The organism is Halalkalibacter okhensis (genome assembly GCF_000787375.1).
Taxonomy (GTDB): Bacteria; Bacillota; Bacilli; order Bacillales; family Bacillaceae_D; genus Halalkalibacter; species Halalkalibacter okhensis.
The window spans coordinates 1-21,537 of record NZ_JRJU01000045.1 but is presented as its reverse complement, the minus strand read 5'-3'; the positions used below and the strand labels follow the sequence as shown (position 1 = coordinate 21,537).

19 protein-coding genes are annotated in these 21,537 nt (G+C 34.1%); 1 reads left to right on the top strand and 18 read right to left on the bottom strand.

What is annotated here, in order from left to right:
• Positions 1-171: 171 nt before the first annotated feature.
• From LQ50_RS20945 to glmM, 18 genes are all read right to left on the bottom strand, one after another.
• Positions 172-1,302, bottom strand: coding sequence for a polysaccharide pyruvyl transferase family protein (locus LQ50_RS20945; RefSeq protein ID WP_272913741.1), 1,131 nt, complete (start codon positions 1,300-1,302; stop codon positions 172-174).
• 78 nt (positions 1,303-1,380) lie between these two features.
• Positions 1,381-2,475, bottom strand: a complete 1,095-nt coding sequence (locus tag LQ50_RS20940; RefSeq protein ID WP_034633197.1) for a glycosyltransferase family 4 protein — start codon at positions 2,473-2,475, stop codon at positions 1,381-1,383.
• The gene (locus LQ50_RS24515; protein ID WP_052144896.1) at positions 2,476-3,444 is read right to left on the bottom strand and encodes a glycosyltransferase family 2 protein; all 969 of its coding nucleotides are present in this window, start codon (positions 3,442-3,444) and stop codon (positions 2,476-2,478) included.
• A gap of 91 nt (positions 3,445-3,535) precedes the next feature.
• Positions 3,536-4,933, bottom strand: coding sequence for an O-antigen polymerase (locus LQ50_RS20930; protein ID WP_034633195.1), 1,398 nt, complete (start codon positions 4,931-4,933; stop codon positions 3,536-3,538).
• Between the two features lie 104 nt (positions 4,934-5,037).
• Positions 5,038-6,144 (bottom strand): glycosyltransferase family 4 protein, encoded by a 1,107-nt coding sequence (locus LQ50_RS20925; RefSeq protein WP_034633192.1) that lies wholly within the window; start codon positions 6,142-6,144, stop codon positions 5,038-5,040.
• A 14-nt stretch (positions 6,145-6,158) separates the two neighbouring features.
• Entirely contained in the window at positions 6,159-7,403 is a 1,245-nt protein-coding gene (locus LQ50_RS20920; RefSeq protein ID WP_034633190.1) for a glycosyltransferase, read from the bottom strand.
• A gap of 328 nt (positions 7,404-7,731) precedes the next feature.
• Complete coding sequence (gene fcl, locus LQ50_RS20915; RefSeq protein ID WP_034633187.1) at positions 7,732-8,664, bottom strand: GDP-L-fucose synthase; 933 nt, start codon at positions 8,662-8,664, stop codon at positions 7,732-7,734.
• 11 nt (positions 8,665-8,675) lie between these two features.
• The gene (gene gmd / locus LQ50_RS20910) at positions 8,676-9,755 is read right to left on the bottom strand and encodes a GDP-mannose 4,6-dehydratase (RefSeq protein WP_034633184.1); all 1,080 of its coding nucleotides are present in this window, start codon (positions 9,753-9,755) and stop codon (positions 8,676-8,678) included.
• 36 nt (positions 9,756-9,791) lie between these two features.
• Positions 9,792-10,550, bottom strand: coding sequence for a glycosyltransferase family 2 protein (locus LQ50_RS20905; RefSeq protein WP_034633181.1), 759 nt, complete (start codon positions 10,548-10,550; stop codon positions 9,792-9,794).
• Between the two features lie 18 nt (positions 10,551-10,568).
• Positions 10,569-11,435, bottom strand: a complete 867-nt coding sequence (locus tag LQ50_RS20900) for an NAD-dependent epimerase/dehydratase family protein (RefSeq protein ID WP_034633178.1) — start codon at positions 11,433-11,435, stop codon at positions 10,569-10,571.
• Positions 11,432-12,061 (bottom strand): sugar transferase, encoded by a 630-nt coding sequence (locus LQ50_RS20895; protein ID WP_034633176.1) that lies wholly within the window; start codon positions 12,059-12,061, stop codon positions 11,432-11,434. The genes LQ50_RS20900 and LQ50_RS20895 overlap by 4 nt, the downstream gene beginning before the upstream one ends.
• A 314-nt stretch (positions 12,062-12,375) precedes the next feature.
• The gene (locus LQ50_RS26455; RefSeq protein ID WP_052144895.1) at positions 12,376-12,741 is read right to left on the bottom strand and encodes a prepilin-type N-terminal cleavage/methylation domain-containing protein; all 366 of its coding nucleotides are present in this window, start codon (positions 12,739-12,741) and stop codon (positions 12,376-12,378) included.
• Between the two features lie 154 nt (positions 12,742-12,895).
• Positions 12,896-14,722: a polysaccharide biosynthesis protein gene (locus LQ50_RS20885; protein ID WP_034633173.1), complete on the bottom strand. Its 1,827-nt coding sequence runs from the start codon at positions 14,720-14,722 to the stop codon at positions 12,896-12,898.
• Positions 14,723-14,854: 132 nt separating this feature from the next.
• Positions 14,855-15,736: a UTP--glucose-1-phosphate uridylyltransferase GalU gene (gene galU, locus LQ50_RS20880; RefSeq protein ID WP_034633218.1), complete on the bottom strand. Its 882-nt coding sequence runs from the start codon at positions 15,734-15,736 to the stop codon at positions 14,855-14,857.
• A 711-nt stretch (positions 15,737-16,447) separates the two neighbouring features.
• Positions 16,448-17,218 (bottom strand): tyrosine-protein phosphatase, encoded by a 771-nt coding sequence (locus tag LQ50_RS20875; protein ID WP_034633171.1) that lies wholly within the window; start codon positions 17,216-17,218, stop codon positions 16,448-16,450.
• A 24-nt stretch (positions 17,219-17,242) separates the two neighbouring features.
• Positions 17,243-17,938, bottom strand: a complete 696-nt coding sequence (locus tag LQ50_RS20870) for a CpsD/CapB family tyrosine-protein kinase (protein ID WP_034633170.1) — start codon at positions 17,936-17,938, stop codon at positions 17,243-17,245.
• A complete protein-coding gene (locus LQ50_RS20865; protein WP_034633167.1) occupies positions 17,928-18,650 on the bottom strand; it encodes a YveK family protein in 723 nt (240 codons plus the stop codon). The genes LQ50_RS20870 and LQ50_RS20865 overlap by 11 nt, the downstream gene beginning before the upstream one ends.
• Before the next feature lie 248 nt (positions 18,651-18,898).
• Positions 18,899-20,260 (bottom strand): phosphoglucosamine mutase, encoded by a 1,362-nt coding sequence (gene glmM / locus LQ50_RS20860; RefSeq protein WP_034633165.1) that lies wholly within the window; start codon positions 20,258-20,260, stop codon positions 18,899-18,901.
• Between the two features lie 244 nt (positions 20,261-20,504).
• Between glmM and LQ50_RS20855 the strand changes: the two genes are divergently transcribed.
• Positions 20,505-21,416 (top strand): LCP family glycopolymer transferase, encoded by a 912-nt coding sequence (locus LQ50_RS20855; RefSeq protein ID WP_034633162.1) that lies wholly within the window; start codon positions 20,505-20,507, stop codon positions 21,414-21,416.
• Positions 21,417-21,537: the final 121 nt, after the last annotated feature.

The window sequence follows — 21,537 nt, the reverse complement described above, 5'->3', positions numbered from 1 at the left end:
ATTGCAACCTTCCTTAAAAAATGAAATAGACTAATTCTCTAAAACCTCAAAATAATGACCCTTAATGATTTTCAATTCATTATGCCTAAAACCTAAGACTTTACTACAATTGTTAAAAATTGAGTACTTTGATAAAAACAACAAAAACAGTAGATAATATAGAAAAAATCTCTATTTATTACCTTTTTTAATCTCATTTAAAATATAGCTATTTATATCATATTTCTTTTTAAACTCTTGTAGCTTCACTTCATTTTTCAACCGTAAATTTTCATTATTCACCGAATATTTAACTTGATTCACTATATCTTCTACTTGCTCAGATAACTCGGTAATTTCAAAACATAACTCATCACTATCAATCAATTTAAACATACTACTAACCTTTTGCTGCCAGGATATGCCTATAATAGGTATTTGTTGTGTGTAAGCAATTATTAAAGAATGCATTCTTGCTGCGACTAAAGCTGATAGATTTGAATATAACTCTAGTAATTCATCTGAATTTTCAACATATTTTATACTTACTCTATTATTATTACATTCATTAACGACATCATTGACCATATTGTAGTCAGCTATTTCAGTAGAAAAAACTACTATATCATAATCTAACTCTATCAAGCGGTTAATTAAATTCACATAACCATTTAATGTATTGCTGTACCTTTCCATAGATGGATCAAATAGAAGAGTATCTATAACTCCAATACCAATAACCTGTTGTTTAGTTTCTGGACCATTTACTAGTTGTTTGGGTAGCATAAAAACTGGATCCACTGAAATATATTGTTGATCCTTTTTATTTCCTGCCCCTAATAAATATGAACTTTCATCTCTATAAGTTACAAAATCACATGATTCTAAAGCTTCAATTGCCTTATTTTGTTGATTCATAGTCTGAAAGGGCCCAATACCTACAGATAATACTACTACCTTTTTGTTATGTTTCTTTGCTATAGATATATATCGATTAAAATGCATTGCAGCTTTAGTATCTGGAGTTAAATCCATAATCATATTACCGCCACCAATAACGAGTGCATCTAATTTTTTTATTTCTTTTTCAAAGTTCATCCAAAATTTTATTTTATTAATTTTCCGCCTTACTCTATTTATTTGGTGTAAAAAAAACCTTTCACTTATTTTCGGCTTATTCCCAGTTATAACAAAGCTCCCTTCATAAGAGCATTTTGTAATTTCATAACCATTATTTTTCACATCTGAATAGAGCATTTCTGAAATCATTCGGTCTCCTATATTATTACTATTAAAAAAGCTAACTAATATACAACGTTGCACTTTAAATCACTCCAAAAAGTAAAAGGTTAGCTCTGTGCTACACCTTTATTGTTTGTTAATGCCCGTTAAAGCAATTTTTTATTTCATTTCACTTAAAAAATAATCCCATTCAGACATTATAGTTTCAGTAGAAAATAACTTTGCTTTTAGCATTGCATTTTCAGCTAATGAATTCCTTAATTTTGAGTCATTTATTAAATTAATAATTTTACTAGCTAATTCTTCTATGTTATTAGGCTCAACTAATAAACCATCGGTATTATTTTTTATAATTTCTCTAGGTCCAACTTTACAATCAAAACTAATACAAGCTAGACCATTACTCATCGCTTCAACTAATACCATTCCGAATGATTCAGTTCTGGAGCTTAATACAAATATAGACGATTCTACATAATTGTCTATAATATTATTAGTAAAATTATTTAGTTTAATATAGTTTTGTAGATTTTTATCATTAATATTTCTTTCAAGGAAATCCCTTTGAGAACCTTCACCATAGATATTTAAAACCCAATCCGGGTATTCTTTATTAACAATCGAAAAGGCTTCAATTAACATGTCAAACCCTTTTTCTTCTTCTAATCTTCCTACTGCTATTACCTTTTTTGCATTTAAGTTGGCTCTGGTAGTACTTATAAAGGGATTCATATTATAGATACATCTAGTGTTTGAATTTATTTTATTAAATAATGCCTTATCTTGTTCAGTTAAAGTTACAACACCATCGATAAACCTATAAATTATGTTTCTTAACTGTTTAAACTTTTCACTTACATTATCAAACTGACTGTGTTCCCAAGCAACTATTTTAAATGAAACTTTTCTTGGCACTGCAAATTTTTTTATGATTAAAGCAATCAAAACCAAGGATATGCTATTGCATAATACAAGATCGTATTTTCTATCTTCTATTATTTGGTGTATTTTTTTTATAATACTAGAATACTTGGAAAATTTATTTTCTTTATTAGTAGTAATGTTGCGGTTAATATATTTTATTTGAACACCTTCATCAATATTAAAAGAAGGTCTATCGTTTTTATTGGTAAAAACACTAATTATTTCAACTTCGTGCCCCAATATTGAATGAAATTTATTAGCTGTATTTGTTACTACTCTTTCAACACCACCTACAGCTGTTACATCATTTATTAAAATTCCTATTCTCATTTACGCACCTCTAGTTGTTGTGTTCTTAAGATTATTAAATAATGTTCTAATTTTATATAGGTTCTTAACACCTATAAAAAGAGTAATAAAAACCTTTATAGTGTCTAGTTTTATTCCTCTATCATTTTTTAATAATAGGATAATGTACTTCATTGCATTATGGCTATTTCCAATAGAGATATATGATCTTGTAATATTCACCAAGTGATGATGTTTAATGTACTTTATTTCTTTATCGTCCATCTTTGAAGTTAACTCGAGAACCTTATTATATAGTTGAATAGCCCCTTCTGGCTTTTTTGAATTTGTAGAGATTCTTTCTCCCGAATGGTGGAAGATATTCACCACTGATTCCTTTACATAATCATAATTAGGATTCACACTAAATATTTTTATAAAAAATAAGTGCTCCTGAGATGATGGAATTTTCTCAAAGCCTCCTGAATCAATGGCAACTTGCTTTCTAATCATTGCAATGCTTGTGGTACAAATGTTATGTGCAAGTTGCCTCTTGTAAACATCCCCTTTAATATCTGTCTTTTCAATACGTATTAGTTTTCCGTTTTCATCGACAATATTGGCATATCCTCCAACAACTGCAAGAGTTTCTTTACTCTCTAAAAATTTATTCACTTGAAGCTCGACTTTTTTCTCTTGAAAAGTATCATCATCGTCTAAAAAACACACAAATTCTCCGTTGCTTAGCTTTAATCCTTTATTCCTCGCAACTGCCCCTCCATAATTTCCATCTAATTCACAATATGTTATTAGATTATTATCAATATATTTCTGAAGGTTTAACTTTGTATTATTTCTCTCTTCAGAATTAGGGTGATTATCGTCCACAACGACTATTTCAATATTTTTATAAGTCTGTCTTAGAACACTTTCTATTGCATTCTTTATTATACTTGACCTTTTAAATGTTGGCACAATAATACTTACTAGTGGCTTCCTTATATTAGTCATCTGCAATCTCCTAACAATATAGATGTGATTATCATAACCCCATTTATACTTTTATTATTGAATAATCTAGATTTTTATAGGATTTTTTAAGTTACTTTCTTACTAGTGGTCTCTTCATGCTTATAAATATTTTATCTAAGAAATAAAGGAAAGCTAAAGGCAAGAAGTAACCTATCATATAAGCAAAAGAACTTAGCATATCCCCCCTAAGTAAGAAGAAAAGAAACCCTATAAGAACTGGGTAATATATTTTGAGCACTGATATATTCATAGTATTTTTTAATTCATGCTGATATATTGTATCGAACTTACCTAAAATAATTGCTAAAGATACTGCAAAGACAACTATCCCGATAATACCAAAGTTCAAGTATGCTTCACCTATAAAGGGACAGGATACATTTGTAAAGGGCCAATTAAATTCTTGAGCCATCATCGCGCCACTTCCAATAGGCTTTTCCGGCCAGATAGATCTCGGAATAAAAAATAAAAATGCGCCCAATAACTGTTGCCCAAATGTTATGCCCTCATTTTCTACATAAAGTAAGCTTCTAGCAATCATTGAATAAGCATCATAATCACTCTTTAGAAAATCCTCTAGTGGATTGGGTATTAAAGAAACTTGGTTGGATATTAGCATAATTCCTATAGACCTAAACATACCCATAAAAGGAAAAACAACTAATAATCCAACTAATATAGAAATCTTCAGTATATACTTGTTTTTAAATTCTTTAAAAATAACTATTAATAAGGCTATATAAACAGTTGCAATTTGATATCTAGGTAACCCTGTAGGAAAATGCGTTAATAGAAAGAGAATAGATATAATAATGAACTGGAACTTATTATATATTATTCCATATTTGTGTTTATACATAATGTGAAGCAGTAGAGTTATAAATGGAAAGGCTCTTAATGACTTACTTACAATCAACATTTCAGTTTGGCTTAAATTCATAGATGCGGTTCCTCTTGAAAATATATTTATAAGCCCTATATTATTAATAATATAAACACTCACAACTATAGAGATAAAAAAACTTAAATTTAAGATTAGCTTAATGTTTTGAATTTCACCAAACTTTATACTCTTCCTTTGATGCTCATTGTGCGTTTTTATAACAATGTATCGAACAATTGTGTAAATTGAGATAAATATCATAATGTAATAGTTTGTTATCAATAAGATTTCATCATTCAACAGACTTTGGTCCCACCAAGGGAAATGGTTATTCGTATATTGTATAAAAGGTGCAACAAACATAAAGACCAACATAAAAATCCAAACCATATCATTTAAGGAATAGCCCAATTTGTTACTTCTTGAAATATTAAAAAATATGATTGCTCCGTTAATTAAAAATGTTACTATTACCATGATGTCATTATTAGTATAATCTGTACTTATAAATACATACATTACACTTAAAATTAGTACGCATATATAAAAATAATATTTTAAGACATTACTATATAAAGATTTCATTTATTTTTCCACCTTATAAAACACACTTTAACGAGTTAAATAGTTCATTTAATAAGTATTTCTAGATAATATACAAGATCGAAGTTCCAACTTCCAAATTACTTTTAATCTATTTCAGTTTTTATTTTTTCAAATATTTTTGCATGCACTTCTGCCATTTTCTCTATTGTATATTCATTTATCTTATTAAGGTTATTCTTTGACATTTTTAAGGTTAATTCATCGTTGTCTAAAACCATATTTATTGCAGCTGACAGCTTTTCTACGTCATCAACTGGAACTATAAAGCCATTTTGGTAATCTTTCACTAACTCTAAACCAGCAATACATTTATCAGTTGTTACTACTGGTAGACCATATGCCATTGCTTCATTAATTACTAATCCCCATATATCTTCTCTTGTTGGTAGAACAAACAAATCACTTGCTTTATAATATTCTTTCAATTCATCTTTTGATTTAAAACTTAAAAAGTGCACATTATTGTATTTTCTTTGGAGGTTAATGTACTCCTGCGGTGGTTCGCCTCCAACAATGTATATTCCATATTCAGAGGGTATAGATGATGCAGATTTTAGCAATATATCAAATCCTTTTCTAGGAATAAACTGACCTATTGCTAATATCATTTTCTTTTCTCTTATTCCAATTTGGTCTTTTATCTTTTGTTTATTATCATAAGTCAACACATCATTTAATATTTCCTTTTTTCCTATTGAAGTAAATGGAAAGCGGTAGATCCTTGCTTCATTTGCACCATACATCTTAAAATATTCATCTGTTACTTCTCCTGAACTTAACCAAAAAGATGGTGCTTTAATAAAGAATTCCTTAATCTTTCTTTTCAGACCTTTTTCGTTTTTGGGAAATCCACCATCAGCAACTAACCCAAAGGGTATCCTTTTAATCTTCAATGTTGCTATCATTAACATTATAGTTGGTGAATTATAATTTGATAGTATAACAATATCAAATTCATTTCTTACTATATATTTTATAAAATCAAGAGATATGCTCTTGTCTGTACCAATAGAAATTGATTTTAAAAATACCGCGTTAAAATTTTTAAATTTACTTGATATCCACTTGGCTTCTCTATCTTTGGCACTATTTCGTTCAAACAGAACAGTTACTTCACATTTCTTTCCTAACTTATTAAAAAACTCTACTCTATATGGTGATGGAATATTGGTTACCCACAGTACTCGCATTTCTTCCACTCTTTTCAAATATTTTTAAGTTCAAAGATTTTTTCGGACGATAATTGAGGTAAAACCTCTTCATATAAAGTCACATATTCATTATACTTTTCCCATTTATCATATAAATTTCTGGCGCGCTCTATGCAATCATTTGATGAAATTTCCAACTTTCGGTTTTTCAAATGGCCAATACTCTCTACTAGTTCATTTAAGTTCTCTTTCTCTATAACAACGCCACAGCTGTCATCAATACTTTCAGTACTACCTCCGGTGCAATATGTCATAACAGGCGTTCCACAAGCAAGTGATTCAATATTCACTGTTGGGAAATTATCCTCTAAAGTTGGATTTACAAGAACGTCGGAAGCAGTATATATTTCAGCTAACTCATATATGTCATTTGTTCTAGTTATTCCGATAATATTTTCTGGTAGTTTCTTTTTTTGATTCTCTGTGACTCCTACTAGTACTATTACTTGGTCATGTTCAAGTTTCTCTGATAACTTTAAGAACTGATCAAATCCTTTTCGCTCTCCCCAAACACTCGCAACTCCTAGTATGATAAATTTATTTTTAATATTGTACTTACTTCTAAAATTACTATTTGTAGGTTTGAACACATTTAAGTCAACCCCGTTATTTATCACTCTTACCGGATAGGACTTTAAATATGAATCCCGAACTAGATCTCCTAGCCACTTCGAGGGTGTAACAATAGTCAAATTTTCAATTCCAGTAAATAACTCTTTTTTCATAATATAATTTTCTTTTGAGTTATCAAATAATACACTTTTCGGATATTCACTCTTTTGTGGACAACTATAGCAAGCTGATTTCCATTTATTACAGCCAATATAATCAAAATGAGAGCAATGTCCTGTAAATGCCCAACAATCATGCAAAGTCCAAACTATCGGCTTATTAACCTCCTTCAAATAATTAAATAGCAATTCTATATTTATATAATACCCATGGATATTATGTAAATGGATAATATCCGGATTTATCCTCTTTACTTTTTGTATGAAATCTTTAGTTGATCTAAATGATCCAAAGCCATGTTTATCAAACACTCTAGTTAAAGCTACATGTTCATATATATCAAGATTTCCACCTATTTTAATTGTTGTTTCACAATTTTGAGAATAATCTCTTCCATATGCAATATAGCTTTCATACCCTTTTTGATTTAATATATTATGAATGTCTGTAGCAATTCTACCAGTACTTCCTATTCCACATACCGTGTTTATTTGTAAGACTTTCACTAAATCACCTCCCTATGATTGACTTCCAATTTTGAAAGAATTTATAGCTACTAATAAGTTGAATAGATAGTTTTAAAAAGTAATAATTTCTATCTATTTAAAAACAGTCTGCTTTTAAATAGATAGAAATTAACTTTAGTATTAAGTAGAGTTAAAAACCTATGTCAATAGAATTTTATAAATAATCTGGCTGTAAATAAAATTCCATTTCCAGAAGAGAAAAACTTTATGTTAGGCTGCAGCTCTACTTAATACCTGGATACTATCAACATCTTGTAGTTTTAGCTATTAGTAATTACAAAAATTTAGCCGATGCCGTTTTTTCTGGCTAACTTATTTTATATTGAAGGTACCATTGGTAAACTCGTTCAATTCCACTTTCTAGTTCCATCTTATACTTCCAGCCTGTACTTTCTAAAAAGCTAACATCTAATAATTTTCTTGGTGTACCATCCGGTTTAGATAAATCATTTACAATTTCACCATTAAAACCTACTACCTTCTGTATAATTCTTGCTAATTCACCAATTTCTATATCTTCACCAGTACCAACATTAACATGCATTTCACCACTATAGTTATTCATTAAATGAACACACGCATCCGCTAAGTCATCAACATATAAAAACTCTCTTCTTGGTTTGCCCGTCCCCCACATAACTACATTTTTATCATTATTCACCTTTGCTTCATGAAACTTTCTAATTAATGCAGGTAATACATGTGATGTTTCAAGATCAAAGTTATCATTTATTCCATAAAGATTGGTAGGCATGGCAGATATGAAATCACACCCATATTGTTTTCTATAGAATTTACATAATTCAATACCACTTATTTTCGCTATTGCATACGCCTCATTCGTTGGTTCGAGAGCACCTGTAAGTAAATACTCTTCTTTAATTGGTTGAGAAGCCATTTTAGGATAAATACAAGAAGAGCCTAAAAAAAGTAACTTTTTTACATTGGATTTATACGCACTATGAATAACATTGGATTCAATCATAAGATTATTGTATATGAATTCTGCTGGATATGTGTTATTAGCATGTATACCACCCACTTTAGCTGCTGCTAAAAAAACATATTCAGGTTTTTCGTCTTCAAAGAACTTTTCAACATCTTCTTGTCGAATAAGATTTAATTCATTCGATGTTCTCTTGATAATATTTGTATAGCCTTTTTCTTCGAGATTCCTTACAATCGCTGAACCTGCCATACCTCTGTGACCTGCAACATAAATCTTAGCATCTTTGTTCATTAACCACACCTCTAATCAAATTCCCTTCTGATTCTCTCTTCTCTCTCTACAAGCTTTATATCACTTTTAACCATAATTCTAACTAGTTCCTCAAAGCTAGTTCTTGTTGGGTTCCATCCTAGTATCGTCTTCGCTTTAGTCGGATCTCCTAATAATTGTTCTACTTCTGCTGGTCTAAAATATTTTGGGTCAACCTCCACCAACACTTTTCCAGTTGCTTTATCAATACCTTTCTCCTCTACTCCATGTCCACTCCATTCTATCTCAATACCTGCTTCTTTAAAGGCTAAGGTTGTAAATTTCCTAACGGTGTGCATTTCGCCTGTAGCGATAACAAAGTCTTCTGGTTTTTCATGTTGTAACATAAGCCACATACATTCAACATAATCTTTAGCATATCCCCAGTCACGCTGCGCATCCAAATTTCCTAAATAAAGTTTGTCTTGTGTACCTTTTTTAATTCTAGCTGCTGCCAAAGTAATTTTTCTAGTTACAAAAGTTTCCCCACGTCGTTCGGACTCATGATTAAAAAGAATTCCATTGACAGCAAACATATTGTAAGCTTCTCTATAATTCTTTGTAATCCAAAAAGCATATAACTTTGCTACACCATAAGGACTTCTTGGATAGAAAGGTGTTTTTTCAGTTTGAGGTACTTCAACAACCTTTCCATATAATTCAGAGGTAGAGGCTTGGTAAATTTTCGTTTTATTTTCATATCCTAAGAACCTAACTGCTTCAAGTAGCCTTAAGGTTCCAATACCGTCTGTGTCTGCCGTATATTCAGGTACTTCAAAGGAAACCTTAACGTGAGACATAGCTGCTAAGTTGTAGATTTCATCTGGTTTTATTTCCCTTATTAACCTGATTAGGTTAGTAGAATCAGTCATATCTCCATAGTGCAACTGAACTTTTCTTTCTATATGCATATCTTTTAATAACTCATCAATATACAGATGCTCAATTCTTCCAGTGTTAAACGATGAACTTCTTCTAATCAAACCATGAACCTCATACCCTTTTTCTAATAAAAATTCTGCTAAAAAGGAGCCATCTTGTCCCGTTATCCCAGTTATTAATGCCTTTTTCATTGTTATTTCCTCCGTATCAAAAGTATTTTTTAAAATTTAAATAAACTCTTTAACTTTTAATGCTTTAAACCCAAGGTACTTTATAAGATTAAATTTACCGCCATTGTCCTTGAATGCTCGTCTCATTTCTCTTGTTATTATATAAGTACTCTTAAGACCACTACTACTTACTCCACCTTGTCTCATGGTAATCATGGATCTATTTATAAATTTTGATTTAATTCTACTCTTTTCTAAAAATCTATACATTAATTCCACATCAGCTGCAATTTTAAAGTCAGTTCTATATACACCATGTTCTATATAACAATTTCTTTTACAATAAAATGTAGGATGAGCTGGAGTCCAACTTTTCTCAAATAAGCCCAATTCAAAGTCTCTTGATTTCCATCTTCTAGTTATCTTCTTACTTACAGGGTCAATATATTCTAAATTACCATAAACACAATCGCTATTATTATTTTCAAATGCTAAAGCTATGTCTTTAACAACATCTTTGTCTTTATAGTAGTCATCAGAATTCAAAATTCCAACAACATCACCAGTTGATAGCTCTATTCCTTTGTTTATTGCATCATATATGCCTTTATCTTTTTCTGAGATCCATTTGTACTCTATTCCCTTTTCAGCAAATGTATTTTCATAGCTTTTAAGAATTTCAATGGTTGTATCCGTCGATTTTCCATCTACCAGTATATATTCAATGTTATTATAGGACTGTTTATAAACAGAATCTAAAGTATCCTTTATTGTTTTTGAACTATTGTATGAAACAGTAATTATAGAAATCTTCAACCTAATCTCCTCGTTTTCCTAATGACTATCTTTTTCAGTCATTTTAATAGACTCTTTTAAATCCCTAATTTGATATAAATGTTTATACGTACTCATGCTTTTCTCATAAACTAGATTCCCAAAGACTTTATTAATTATTTCAACCCGTACTCCCAGCAACTTTATGATCTGATTGAATACCTTAGTTAACTTAATCTTCTTACCATGAACTTCAGCTATGAGCTTTACCATTTCACTAGTTTTAACATATTCTTTATTTTGCGGAAAGAATAGCCCTCTGTCTTCATAATCGATTATCAGTTTTATAAACTCACTAAGGTTATCAATATGCAGCATACTACGATGATTATCTATATCAGGAAACAAGGGTAGTGTTTGAGCAGCCTTTGCAAGCTTAGGATAATTTCCTTTTGAACCTTTCCCATAAATCATTGGCGGTCTGATTATAGCAACCTTGAATTTTCCACTATCTAATGATTTGATACCCTCTTCTGCCTGGAGTTTACTATTCCCATAAAAGTTACTAGGAGTAGGTACTGTATTTTTATCAATAACTCTTTCTCCACTACTACTATCGCCATATACAATAATACTACTCATAAAAATAAACTGCTTCACACCTTCAGCTTTTGCCTTTTTAGCAGTTTCTATTGTTAAATCACGATTCACTTTATAATACAGATCCTCCATTTTTGGATCTGATGATACATGAGCAATACCAGCTACATGAAACACAACATCATAAGCAGAGAAGTCCTTTTCTTTCCATGAATCTTCTCTTAGACTAATGAAATCTATTGAATAACCATCAGGGTAATTACCCAACCAGCTCTCAAGGCTCTTCCCCACATAGCTATTTTTTCCAGTTATCAGTATTTGTTTCATTTGAAAATACTCTCCTTGCTACTAGCAACTTCCTTCTTAGAACCAGTTCCTCCTTCTACAACCCCATCACTTTTCACAACACTAATTATTGTTCCAAAGAAACACTTAATATCCATCCAAAAGTTAATTTTCACAACATACTCTCCATCCAACTTAGCCTTAATTTCGATAGGAAGCTCATCTCTACCATTAATCTGTGCCCAACCTGTCAAACCAGGCGGTACATCATTAGCACCATACTTATCCCGTTCAGCAATCAGATCATACTGATTCCAAAGTGCTGGTCTCGGCCCAATAATACTCATCTGTCCCACAAAGATATTCCAAATCTGCGGAAGTTCATCAAGTGAGGTTTTTCTCAGGAACTTACCCATCTTTGTGATATACTGTTCTGGATTACCTAATAAGTGAGTTGGAGTGTCCTTCGGTGTATCTATTCTCATGGTACGGAATTTCAGTATGTTGAAATGTGTCTTCTTGATTCCTACTCGCTTTTGCTTAAACAGAACTGGGCCTTTTGAGTCAATCTTAATAGCAATGATTAGAATTAGGAATATTGGTGATAAAACAATAAGTCCTATTAAAGATAGAATGATATCTATCAATCTTTTAACCTTCATATACATCCAGCTTTACTCCTTAAAATTTGTTCTTTAGTAGATTAGGACTTAATTAGAAGATCTACCTCTAACCAACTACTAAACCACTAAAATTGCTATCTACTATTGATAGTGACCTCGTAATATCTATTCAATCTACCAAGCAAATACGAAATAGATATTCACCTCTGAGTCACTCTCAACTGAGTTTCTTCCTATTATATATACCATTCAATCAATCTATAATTCTCACTAAATACGCCACAAACCCTTATCCCGCAAGGTTTCCAGCATTGAATCTAATGTCGATACTCGGTTCCCCCTCACCACTCAATCAAACCTCACAAAAACGGCACCCCACCATCCTCATCTTCTTCAACCTCAGCACTACAAACAACCTCTCCCTCAACATAAGCAAACTCACACCACTCACAAGGCTCTATACCTTGCTCATGCATATACTGAGTAAAAGCACTCTCTGAATGATCTATATCCTCTAAGGCTAAAAAAGTCTCATACATTCTTTCTAACTGAAAGGCATTCACATCACAAACATCCTGCTCCGCTTTGTCAATTATACCTAATACAGAAGGAACCGCAATCGCAGAGATAATTCCTACTATCACTACAACAACCAACACTTCTAATAATGTCAGTCCCTTTTCTTCAAACCGTTTCCTTAAAGTGATCAACAGCTTAATGATCATATCAGCCAACTCCCTCATCATCCCTACCGATTAGAGTTTCTTTCTGACTGACACTGTTGCCTCATTAGCTAAAAAAAGAAGGAAATCAACCTATTTCCTTCTTTTTTATCAATTATAACAAACAGCTAATGATTCTTAGGAAATAGTCTCTCTCCTACTTCACTCCACTCAAAACCCTAAACTCACCAACCCTAAAGTTAGCAATATCCAACAACTTCTCCCGCAACTGATCTTTAGAAAGCCCCTCAAACTCCCCAACCAACTCATAAGTCACATTAATATTAACCTCAGGCGTCTTCCCACGATAAATCTTCGGATACACCTGCTCACTATGCACCTCGTCCGCACCAAGCAGCTCCTCAAACATCTTCTCCCCAGGTCTCATCCCTGTAAACACGACTGGAATCTCATCCTCCGTATACCCAGACAACTTAATCAGGTTACGAGCGAGATCAACAATCTTCACCGGCTCTCCCATATCAAGCACAAACACTTCGCCACCTTCAGCTAGCGCCCCAGCTTGAAGAACTAAACGAGAAGCTTCCGGAATCGTCATAAAGTAACGAACCATGTCTGGATGGGTTACGGTCACTGGTCCACCTGCTTGAATTTGCTGCTTAAAGAGTGGAATGACACTTCCACGACTTCCAAGTACATTTCCAAAACGAACAGCGACAAAACGAGTGTCACTAATCATATCCATATGCTGCACAACCATTTCAGCAATTCGTTTCGTTGCGCCCATGACACTTGTCGGATTGACTGCTTTATCTGTAGAAACCATCACAAACGTATTTACCTTCGCCTCACTCGAAGCTTCAGCGACATTACGTGTTCCGATAACATTGTTTTTCACCGCTTCTTCCGGATTACGTTCCATTAGTGGAACATGCTTATGGGCAGCAGCATGAAAGACGACATGTGGCTTTCTAGCAGACATAATTGAAAACATCTTCTCGCGATCTTGGACATCGGCAATTTCTGTGGAAATAGTTAAATCAGAAACGGTTCTTCTTAATTCCATTTCAATGGAATAAATGCTATTTTCGCCATGACCTAGCAACACTATCTCTGCTGGTTCAAATTTCGAAATTTGACGACAAATCTCAGATCCGATCGAACCACCTGCCCCTGTGACAAGAATGGTCTTCCCTTTAATATAATCTTTAATCCCAGCTATATCTAATTCAACAGGATCTCGTCCAAGTAAATCTTCCACCTGTACATCACGGAATTGATTAACCGATACTTTCCCTGACATAATGTCCTCAATACGAGGAAGAATCTGTGTTTTCGCTTTTGTTTTAGAACATTCTTCAAAGATCGTATTTAATTCTTTTCGACTAAGGGAAGGTATCGCAATAATAATATGTTCAACCTTTAACCTTTCTACTGTTGATACGATCTCTTCTACGCCTCCAACGACGGGAAGGTTTAACATCTCAAGATGCTGTTTTGTTGTATCATCATCGATAAAGGCTACTGGATTCATGTCCGATTCTTGACTTTGTTGAAGCTGTCTTGCCACCATCGTACCCGCTGCTCCTGCACCGATAATCAACGTATTCTTTTGATTCTTTGGAGGTGCTGGATTGATATAATGGTCTCTTACTAATCTCCAAGAAAAACGCGACCCTCCAATAAAAAGGACATGCATCATCCACGTAATCGTTAACGTACGTAGATAGATCTCTTGAAAGAAGAGTAATTGAACGAGACCTGTGACGATAATGGATAGTGTAATCGCCTTAAAGATTCCTGTAAGTTCAGAAATACTCGCATATTGCCACACTTTTTGGTACAGCTTGTACTTATAAGCAAATACATGATGACTGACTAGCAGAATAATTGCACTAACAAACAGGATCGCCGTAAAAGGGTTAGCTAGTGGCAGCAATAAAAAATGACTAATAAAAATAGCTGTTAATACAATAAGCGAGTCAACTAGCATTAGTGCGGCAATTCGTTTTCGATATGACATAAATTTTCTCCTCTCTATAAAACCATCTCAAATATAAAACCTTAACCTATAACTCTTCTTAAAGAATGCTAGGTTAAGGCTTTATTTCAAGCCTCAAAAAAAGAGCAGAGAGTACACTTCTGCTCTTCTACATTATTTAACTAGCTCACCATTCTTAAGTAGTTTTTCCATCTCTCTTCTTAATGGTTCACTGATTTCCTCATTTTGCAAAGCAAACTTCAATGTCGTTAACACAAACCCTAACTTCTCTCCTACATCAAAGCGTTCGCCTTCAAAATCATACGCATAAACATACTGTTGTTCATTTAAGCGCTGGATCGCATCGGTTAATTGAATTTCTCCGCCTGCCCCTGTTTCTTGGCTTCCTAGTAAAGAGAAAATCTGTGGTGTTAATAAATAACGTCCCATAATTGCTAAATTAGACGGTGCTGTACCTTGTGCTGGCTTTTCAACAAAGTTACTCACTTGATACGTTCTGCCTTCTTGTGAAATCGGGTCAACTATCCCGTACCGATGTGTTTGATCTTCAGGTACCGTTTGAACACCTATAACAGAAGATCCTGTTTCGTTATACACATCAATCAGTTGTTTTGTACACGGCGTTTCTGCTTGTACAATATCATCACCTAATAAAACAGCAAATGGCTCGTCTCCAATGAATTTCCGTGCACACCACACTGCATGTCCTAACCCTTTAGGTTCTTTTTGGCGAATATAATGAATGTCGACTTTTGAAGCAGCTTGGACTTTATCCAAAAGCTCAAATTTTTCTTTTTCAATTAAGTTTTGCTCTAATTCAAACGCGTGGTCGAAATGGTCTTCAATCGCACGCTTCCCTTTTCCTGTCACAATAATAATATCTTCAATCCCTGCTTGTACGGCTTCTTCAATGATGTATTGGATGGTTGGTTTATCGACAATTGGCAGCATTTCTTTTGGCATCGCTTTGGTTGCTGGTAGAAATCTTGTTCCAAGGCCCGCTGCTGGAATGATGGCTTTTCTTACTTTTTTGATCAACTTTTTCCCCTCCAGATTTTCAGGTTTATTTTTTTCTCCAAATTTAAAGCCTAAAGCTATTAGCCTCGTTATAAAGAATAATAGCTTTAGGCTCTAGCTCTTATAATAAATTAATAATTGAGAGGCATCTAACCCCTCCTCACACCACACCAATGACGACTAATGCGTCTAAGGTTTTAAGAAACCCACAGCGTGATCGAGTGCCTCCGTCGATAATGGCAAGGAGACATTGCCAAAAAGTATCATGTTGTAGATCCAACCAAATTGTTTTGTACGATAGTTTTTACATTCCATCAATGTTTTTCAAGGTTTTACATCGTTAGGCAATAAAAGAAACAAGAGTTTATTACGGTGCTCTTGTTGTCGTTTCGATTTATTCATTAATGAAAATTCAGCTATACCTGACCGCACACAAAGACCCACGACAAATTACTCAATCATTTTAATCTACGTTAAAATATCATAGCATAGTTTTTGTCGAAGTCACCGTTCCAATTTCAAGTTATTCTCAGAACTAAAAAAAGCTTAAAAAATCAATAGTTATCTGGTTTTTTCTACCTTACCATTTTAGTTTGTTAGCCTACATAATTCAACATGAAACGTGCCCTATCATTCGACATTTTTCGCCTTTCGCTCTATGTAAACGCTATGAAAAAAGTCATAAAAAAAAGCCAGAAATCTGGCTTCTGTTACTACATACCTATTTGGTTATAGTATTCCAAAAAAGCGTTTCTTCTTTCTTATTGGTTCAGGTGGCCAAGCTTGAACATGCTGCTGATTTAAAAGTAACTCAGCATTTTCTTTCAGCTGATAAACCATTTCTATTCCAAAACGATCTTCGACTACTGAATAAGCTTCGCGTAAACGAAATGGCCTTTCCTTGCCATTATGAGCATCTGAAGCCAAAAAATGTGTTAAATTAGACTCAATTAATTGGTCTGTAAATTTCATAATCTTTTTTCCGAAGTGGCCCGTTACACTTGATGCAGTAATTTGTGTCAGCACTCCATCTTTCACAAAGTCATAGAGGATGTCTGGCTTTTCCGTAATCGCTTTGTTTCGCTCTGGATGAGCAATAATAGGTGTAATCCCCTGTAACTTGAGATCATAAAATAGCTTTTTTGCATAATGCGGAACACTATTAGTCGGAAACTCTAGTAAAATATACGAATTCTCTGGAGCCATTGGCAAAACATCCCCCAAGTCTACGTGCTGAATGATATCTCCATGTATACGCACCTCTTGAGATGGAATGACGGTCATTCCAATCTGCGCTTGCTTTATGGCTTCGTTCAATTCCTCTACCTGCCTGATCACAGATGGCCCACTATTATGAAAAGAAGGATGATGATGATGAGGAGTTGCAATGATGGTTGTTATCCCCTCTGATTCAGCTAATTTTGCTAACTCCAAGCTTTCAGCTAGCGTCTTAGGACCATCGTCAACCCCAGGCAATATATGGCAATGGATATCAATCATCAACAGCAACCTCCTCTTTATTTATTAATTATTGCTATAGTAATAATAACTACCTGATTCAATCTTTTTATTATTTAAGACCGCACCTAATATTGTTGCCTTTGCATTTTGTAACTGTTCTTTCGCTTTCTTTACTTCCTCTTTTTCCGTTTTCCCACTAGAGATAACCAGTACCGTACCATCACATTTACTCGCGAGAATTTGCGCGTCTGCTACAGCCATGACAGGAGGACTATCAAGAATAACGGTGTCAAAGATCTCTTGCGCTCGTTCTAATACAAGGCTCATTCTTCTCGAATTAAGAAGCTCCGCAGGGTTAGGCGGAATTGGACCACACGTTAAAACAGACAAGTTATCAATCTTCGTCTGTTGGATCGTCTCTTCTAGAGTTTGTTGTTTTGACAATACATTCGTTAAACCACTCATATTCGATACACCAAATGTATAATGAGCGGTTGGTTTACGTAAATCCGCATCTAATAATAGAACGGATTGTCCGTTTTGTGCCATTACGACGGCTAAATTGGCTGCCGTTGTAGATTTTCCTTCGGCTGGTCCAGCAGATGTAACTAGAATGGAGCGAATATCTTTATCCACTGCAGAAAACTCTATGTTTGTTCGAATCGTTCGATACTGCTCAGAAATAGGTGAGCTTTTCCCAGTGTCTGTGATTAAATTACGACGTTGTCTAGCTTGAGTGACTTTTGCTTTACGAGACACGGCGTTCTTCACCTCTTTTGCCTTTTTTTCCTGTTGCTTCGTTTTCCATTGTTGCAACAACACCTAGTACCGGAATTCCTAAAATGTCTTCAATGTCTTTTTCTGTTTTCATGGTTGTATCTAAGTACTCTAATAAGAAAGCAAGTCCAACAGCCGCCATTAACCCTACAACAAAGGCAATCGCCATATTTAACGTTGGATTCGGTTTTATCGGAGATGGAGATTCACTTACTTGCGCTTGGGAGAGAATACTTACATTATCAACACTCATAATGGAAACAATTTCACGTTGAAATACGGTAGCAATCGTATTAGCAATATGAGCTGCTGTTGAAGGCTCTTCATGTTCAACCGTAATGTTAACAACCTGGGAATTGTTTTGACTTGCTACACTCACCTTGCTATTTAATGCACCAATTGACTCTGAAAGATTAGCTTCTTCAATCACTTTTTCTAAAATAATAGGACTTTTGATAATGACGTTATATGTGTTAATCAATTCAATATTTGTTCGAATGTCTGATTGGCTAAATGCCTGATCGGTTTGGGTTTGGTTGACGAGTATTTGGGTGGAGCTTTGGTAAATCGGCGTTAAATAAAAATAGCTAATAAGTGCGCTAGCTAATACGGCAATGACAGGAAAAATAATGAGAAGCTTTAAACGTCTTTTTAACGTTTGAAAGATGTCTTTTAAACTAATTGTTTCTTCCATTCTGTGTGTGAACCTCCTATAATTCGTAAACTACAATACTGTGGATTATATCATAGTTTGTCATATTGCGTTTATTTTTTTCTGCCTTCTAGTAATAACTTAACGGTATTTTGTTAAGAAATCTATACTATTTTTTTGGTAAATTATTTTTATTAGGACGACCTAGATAGTAGGTATAATGGTTAATCCAAATAAAACTAAAGGAACTAGAGCGTAATAATCCTCTAATCCCTTAATTGAAATTTATATTATTTGTTCACTAATTTAGCCAAGCCAATCTCTTCTTCCACCACATCTACAATTTGTTGTACATATTTCAGAGCTAACTCTTCAGTTTGAGCTTCCACCATAACTCGAACAAGTGGCTCTGTTCCAGATGGACGAACTAATACTCGTCCATTTCCAGCCATTTGCTTCTCGACTTCATAGATCGTCTCTTGTATTTGCATATTCGTATTCATCTTTGCTTTATCAGTAACTCGGACATTCTTTAAAACTTGCGGGAAGCTTTGCATTTCTCCTGCAAGATCAGATAGAGACTTGCCTGTTTCTCTAATCACATTAGCTAGCTGCAAACCTGCCAGCATTCCATCACCTGTCGTAATGTAGTCAAGGAAAATAATATGACCTGACTGCTCACCACCAAGGTTAAATCCCGACTTTCTCAACTCTTCCATCACATAGCGGTCTCCCACACCTGTTGTTGCACTTTGAATACCTTGTACTTCCAGCGCTTTATAAAATCCCAAATTACTCATCACCGTAGAAACAACCGTATTGTGTTGCAAGTTTCCTTTCTTCTTCAAGAAATTAGCACAGATGTACATGATTTTATCTCCGTCAACAATCTTCCCTTTTTCATCTATAGCAATTAAGCGATCTCCATCGCCATCAAATGAAAGACCAAAGTCGCATCCTCGTTCTTGAACAAAAGAAGCTAATGCTTCAGGGTGAGTAGATCCTACTCCCTCATTAATGTTAAAACCATCTGGTGTATTACCCATGCTAGACACTTCAGCACCTAATTCTCTAAAAAGTTGAGGTGCTAAAAAGGATGTTGCCCCATGAGCACAATCAAGAGCAATGTTCAAACCCTTTAGGTCTCCAGCAATTGTCTGTTGAAGATAATCAAGGTACTTTTGTCCACTTTCAGAATGAATTTTCATTTTTCCAATATTAGATCCTGTCGGACGTGGCAAATCATCACTGTCTTGATCTAGCAATCTCTCAATTTCTTCTTCCTGTACATCCAAAAGTTTAAAGCCATCTGGCCCGAAGAATTTAATTCCATTATCTTGAACTGGATTATGAGATGCTGAAATCATTATTCCTGCATCGGCATCTAACTCTTTCGTTAAAAAAGCTACTCCCGGTGTAGAAATAACTCCAAGTTGTATAACTTCAATACCTACAGATAATAAGCCAGAAACTATAGATCCTTCTAACATTTGTCCTGAAACACGTGTATCACGACCTACCACTACCTTCGCAGCTGGCATTCCTTTCGTTAATACATAACCTCCTACTCTCCCTAATTTAAAAGCAAACTCTGGAGTTAATTCTGCATTTGCTACTCCACGTACCCCGTCTGTTCCAAAATATTTCCCCATCTTGACACTCCTCGATAATTTTATTTTATAGTAAGCCTAGAGAATTTATAAAAAATATATTTTATTCCAAATAATTTAAGTAGTTCTAAAATAAGTAATAGACAATACTGTGAATTATATCATAGTTTGTCTAATTCTGTTGATTTTTTTGTTGCTCCTTAGTTACAATTTAACTATAATTGCATAAGAAATCTATACTAGTTTTTTGGTAATTCCAATTCTTATTAGAAAGAGGCAACTAAAGATGAAAAAGAAAATTGTAATTTCTATAGGACTTTTGTTCGGTGTATTGTTTTTGGCAACATCTGCTTACGGTTATTATTTATATAAATCTGTTACTGATACAGTTCAGGAAATACATGAACCTATCGAGCGAGTGACCGAAAAGCGTGAGAAGGAAGTCGATGTCGAAAGTCGCGAACCCCTTTCTTTCTTAATTGCTGGTGTTGATTCCAGAGGAGATAACCACTCGGGTCGTTCTGATACGATTATCGTAATGACAGTAAACCCTGATAAACAATCTGTTAAGATGCTAAGTATTCCCCGTGATACTCGAACAGAGATTGTTGGAAGAGGAACCATAGATAAAATCAACCACGCCTATGCATTTGGCGGCGTTGAAATGACAATGGATACAGTAGAGAACCTACTAGATATTCCAATTGATCACTTTGTGAGTATTAATATGGAAGGGTTTCAAGGGTTGGTTGATGCTATGGGTGGTGTAGCTGTGGAAAATTCCTTTTCATTTAGTCAAGATGGTCATGACTTCCCTGAGGGTGAACTTTTTTTAAGTGGTGAGGAAGCTCTTGCTTATTCTAGAATGCGGTACGAAGATCCTCGAGGCGACTTCGGACGAAATGATCGTCAACGTCAGATTGTAGACGCAGTTATTCAAGAAGGGGCTCAGATTAGCTCAATTACTCGTGTTGGAAGTATTTTGAATGAAGTGGGAAAATCCGTTCGTACCGATTTAGATTTAGATGACATGTGGAAGGTTCAATCAAATTACCGAGATGCAAGACACAATGTTGAACAATTGGAAATGAGCGGAAACGGAACTCGTATAAATGGAGTTTATTATTTGGAAGTTCCCAATGACGAGTTGGAACGGGTCCGTGGAGAGTTACGTGGGCATTTAGGATTAAATTCATAAAAACTTAAGGACACTCTCAAAATTGGGAGTGTCCTTAAGTTATCTATTTCATTTATTATTAAAATAATCATTTTTATTAACTTGTCTTGCTCTTGCAATCGTAAGAGCATTTCCTGGGACA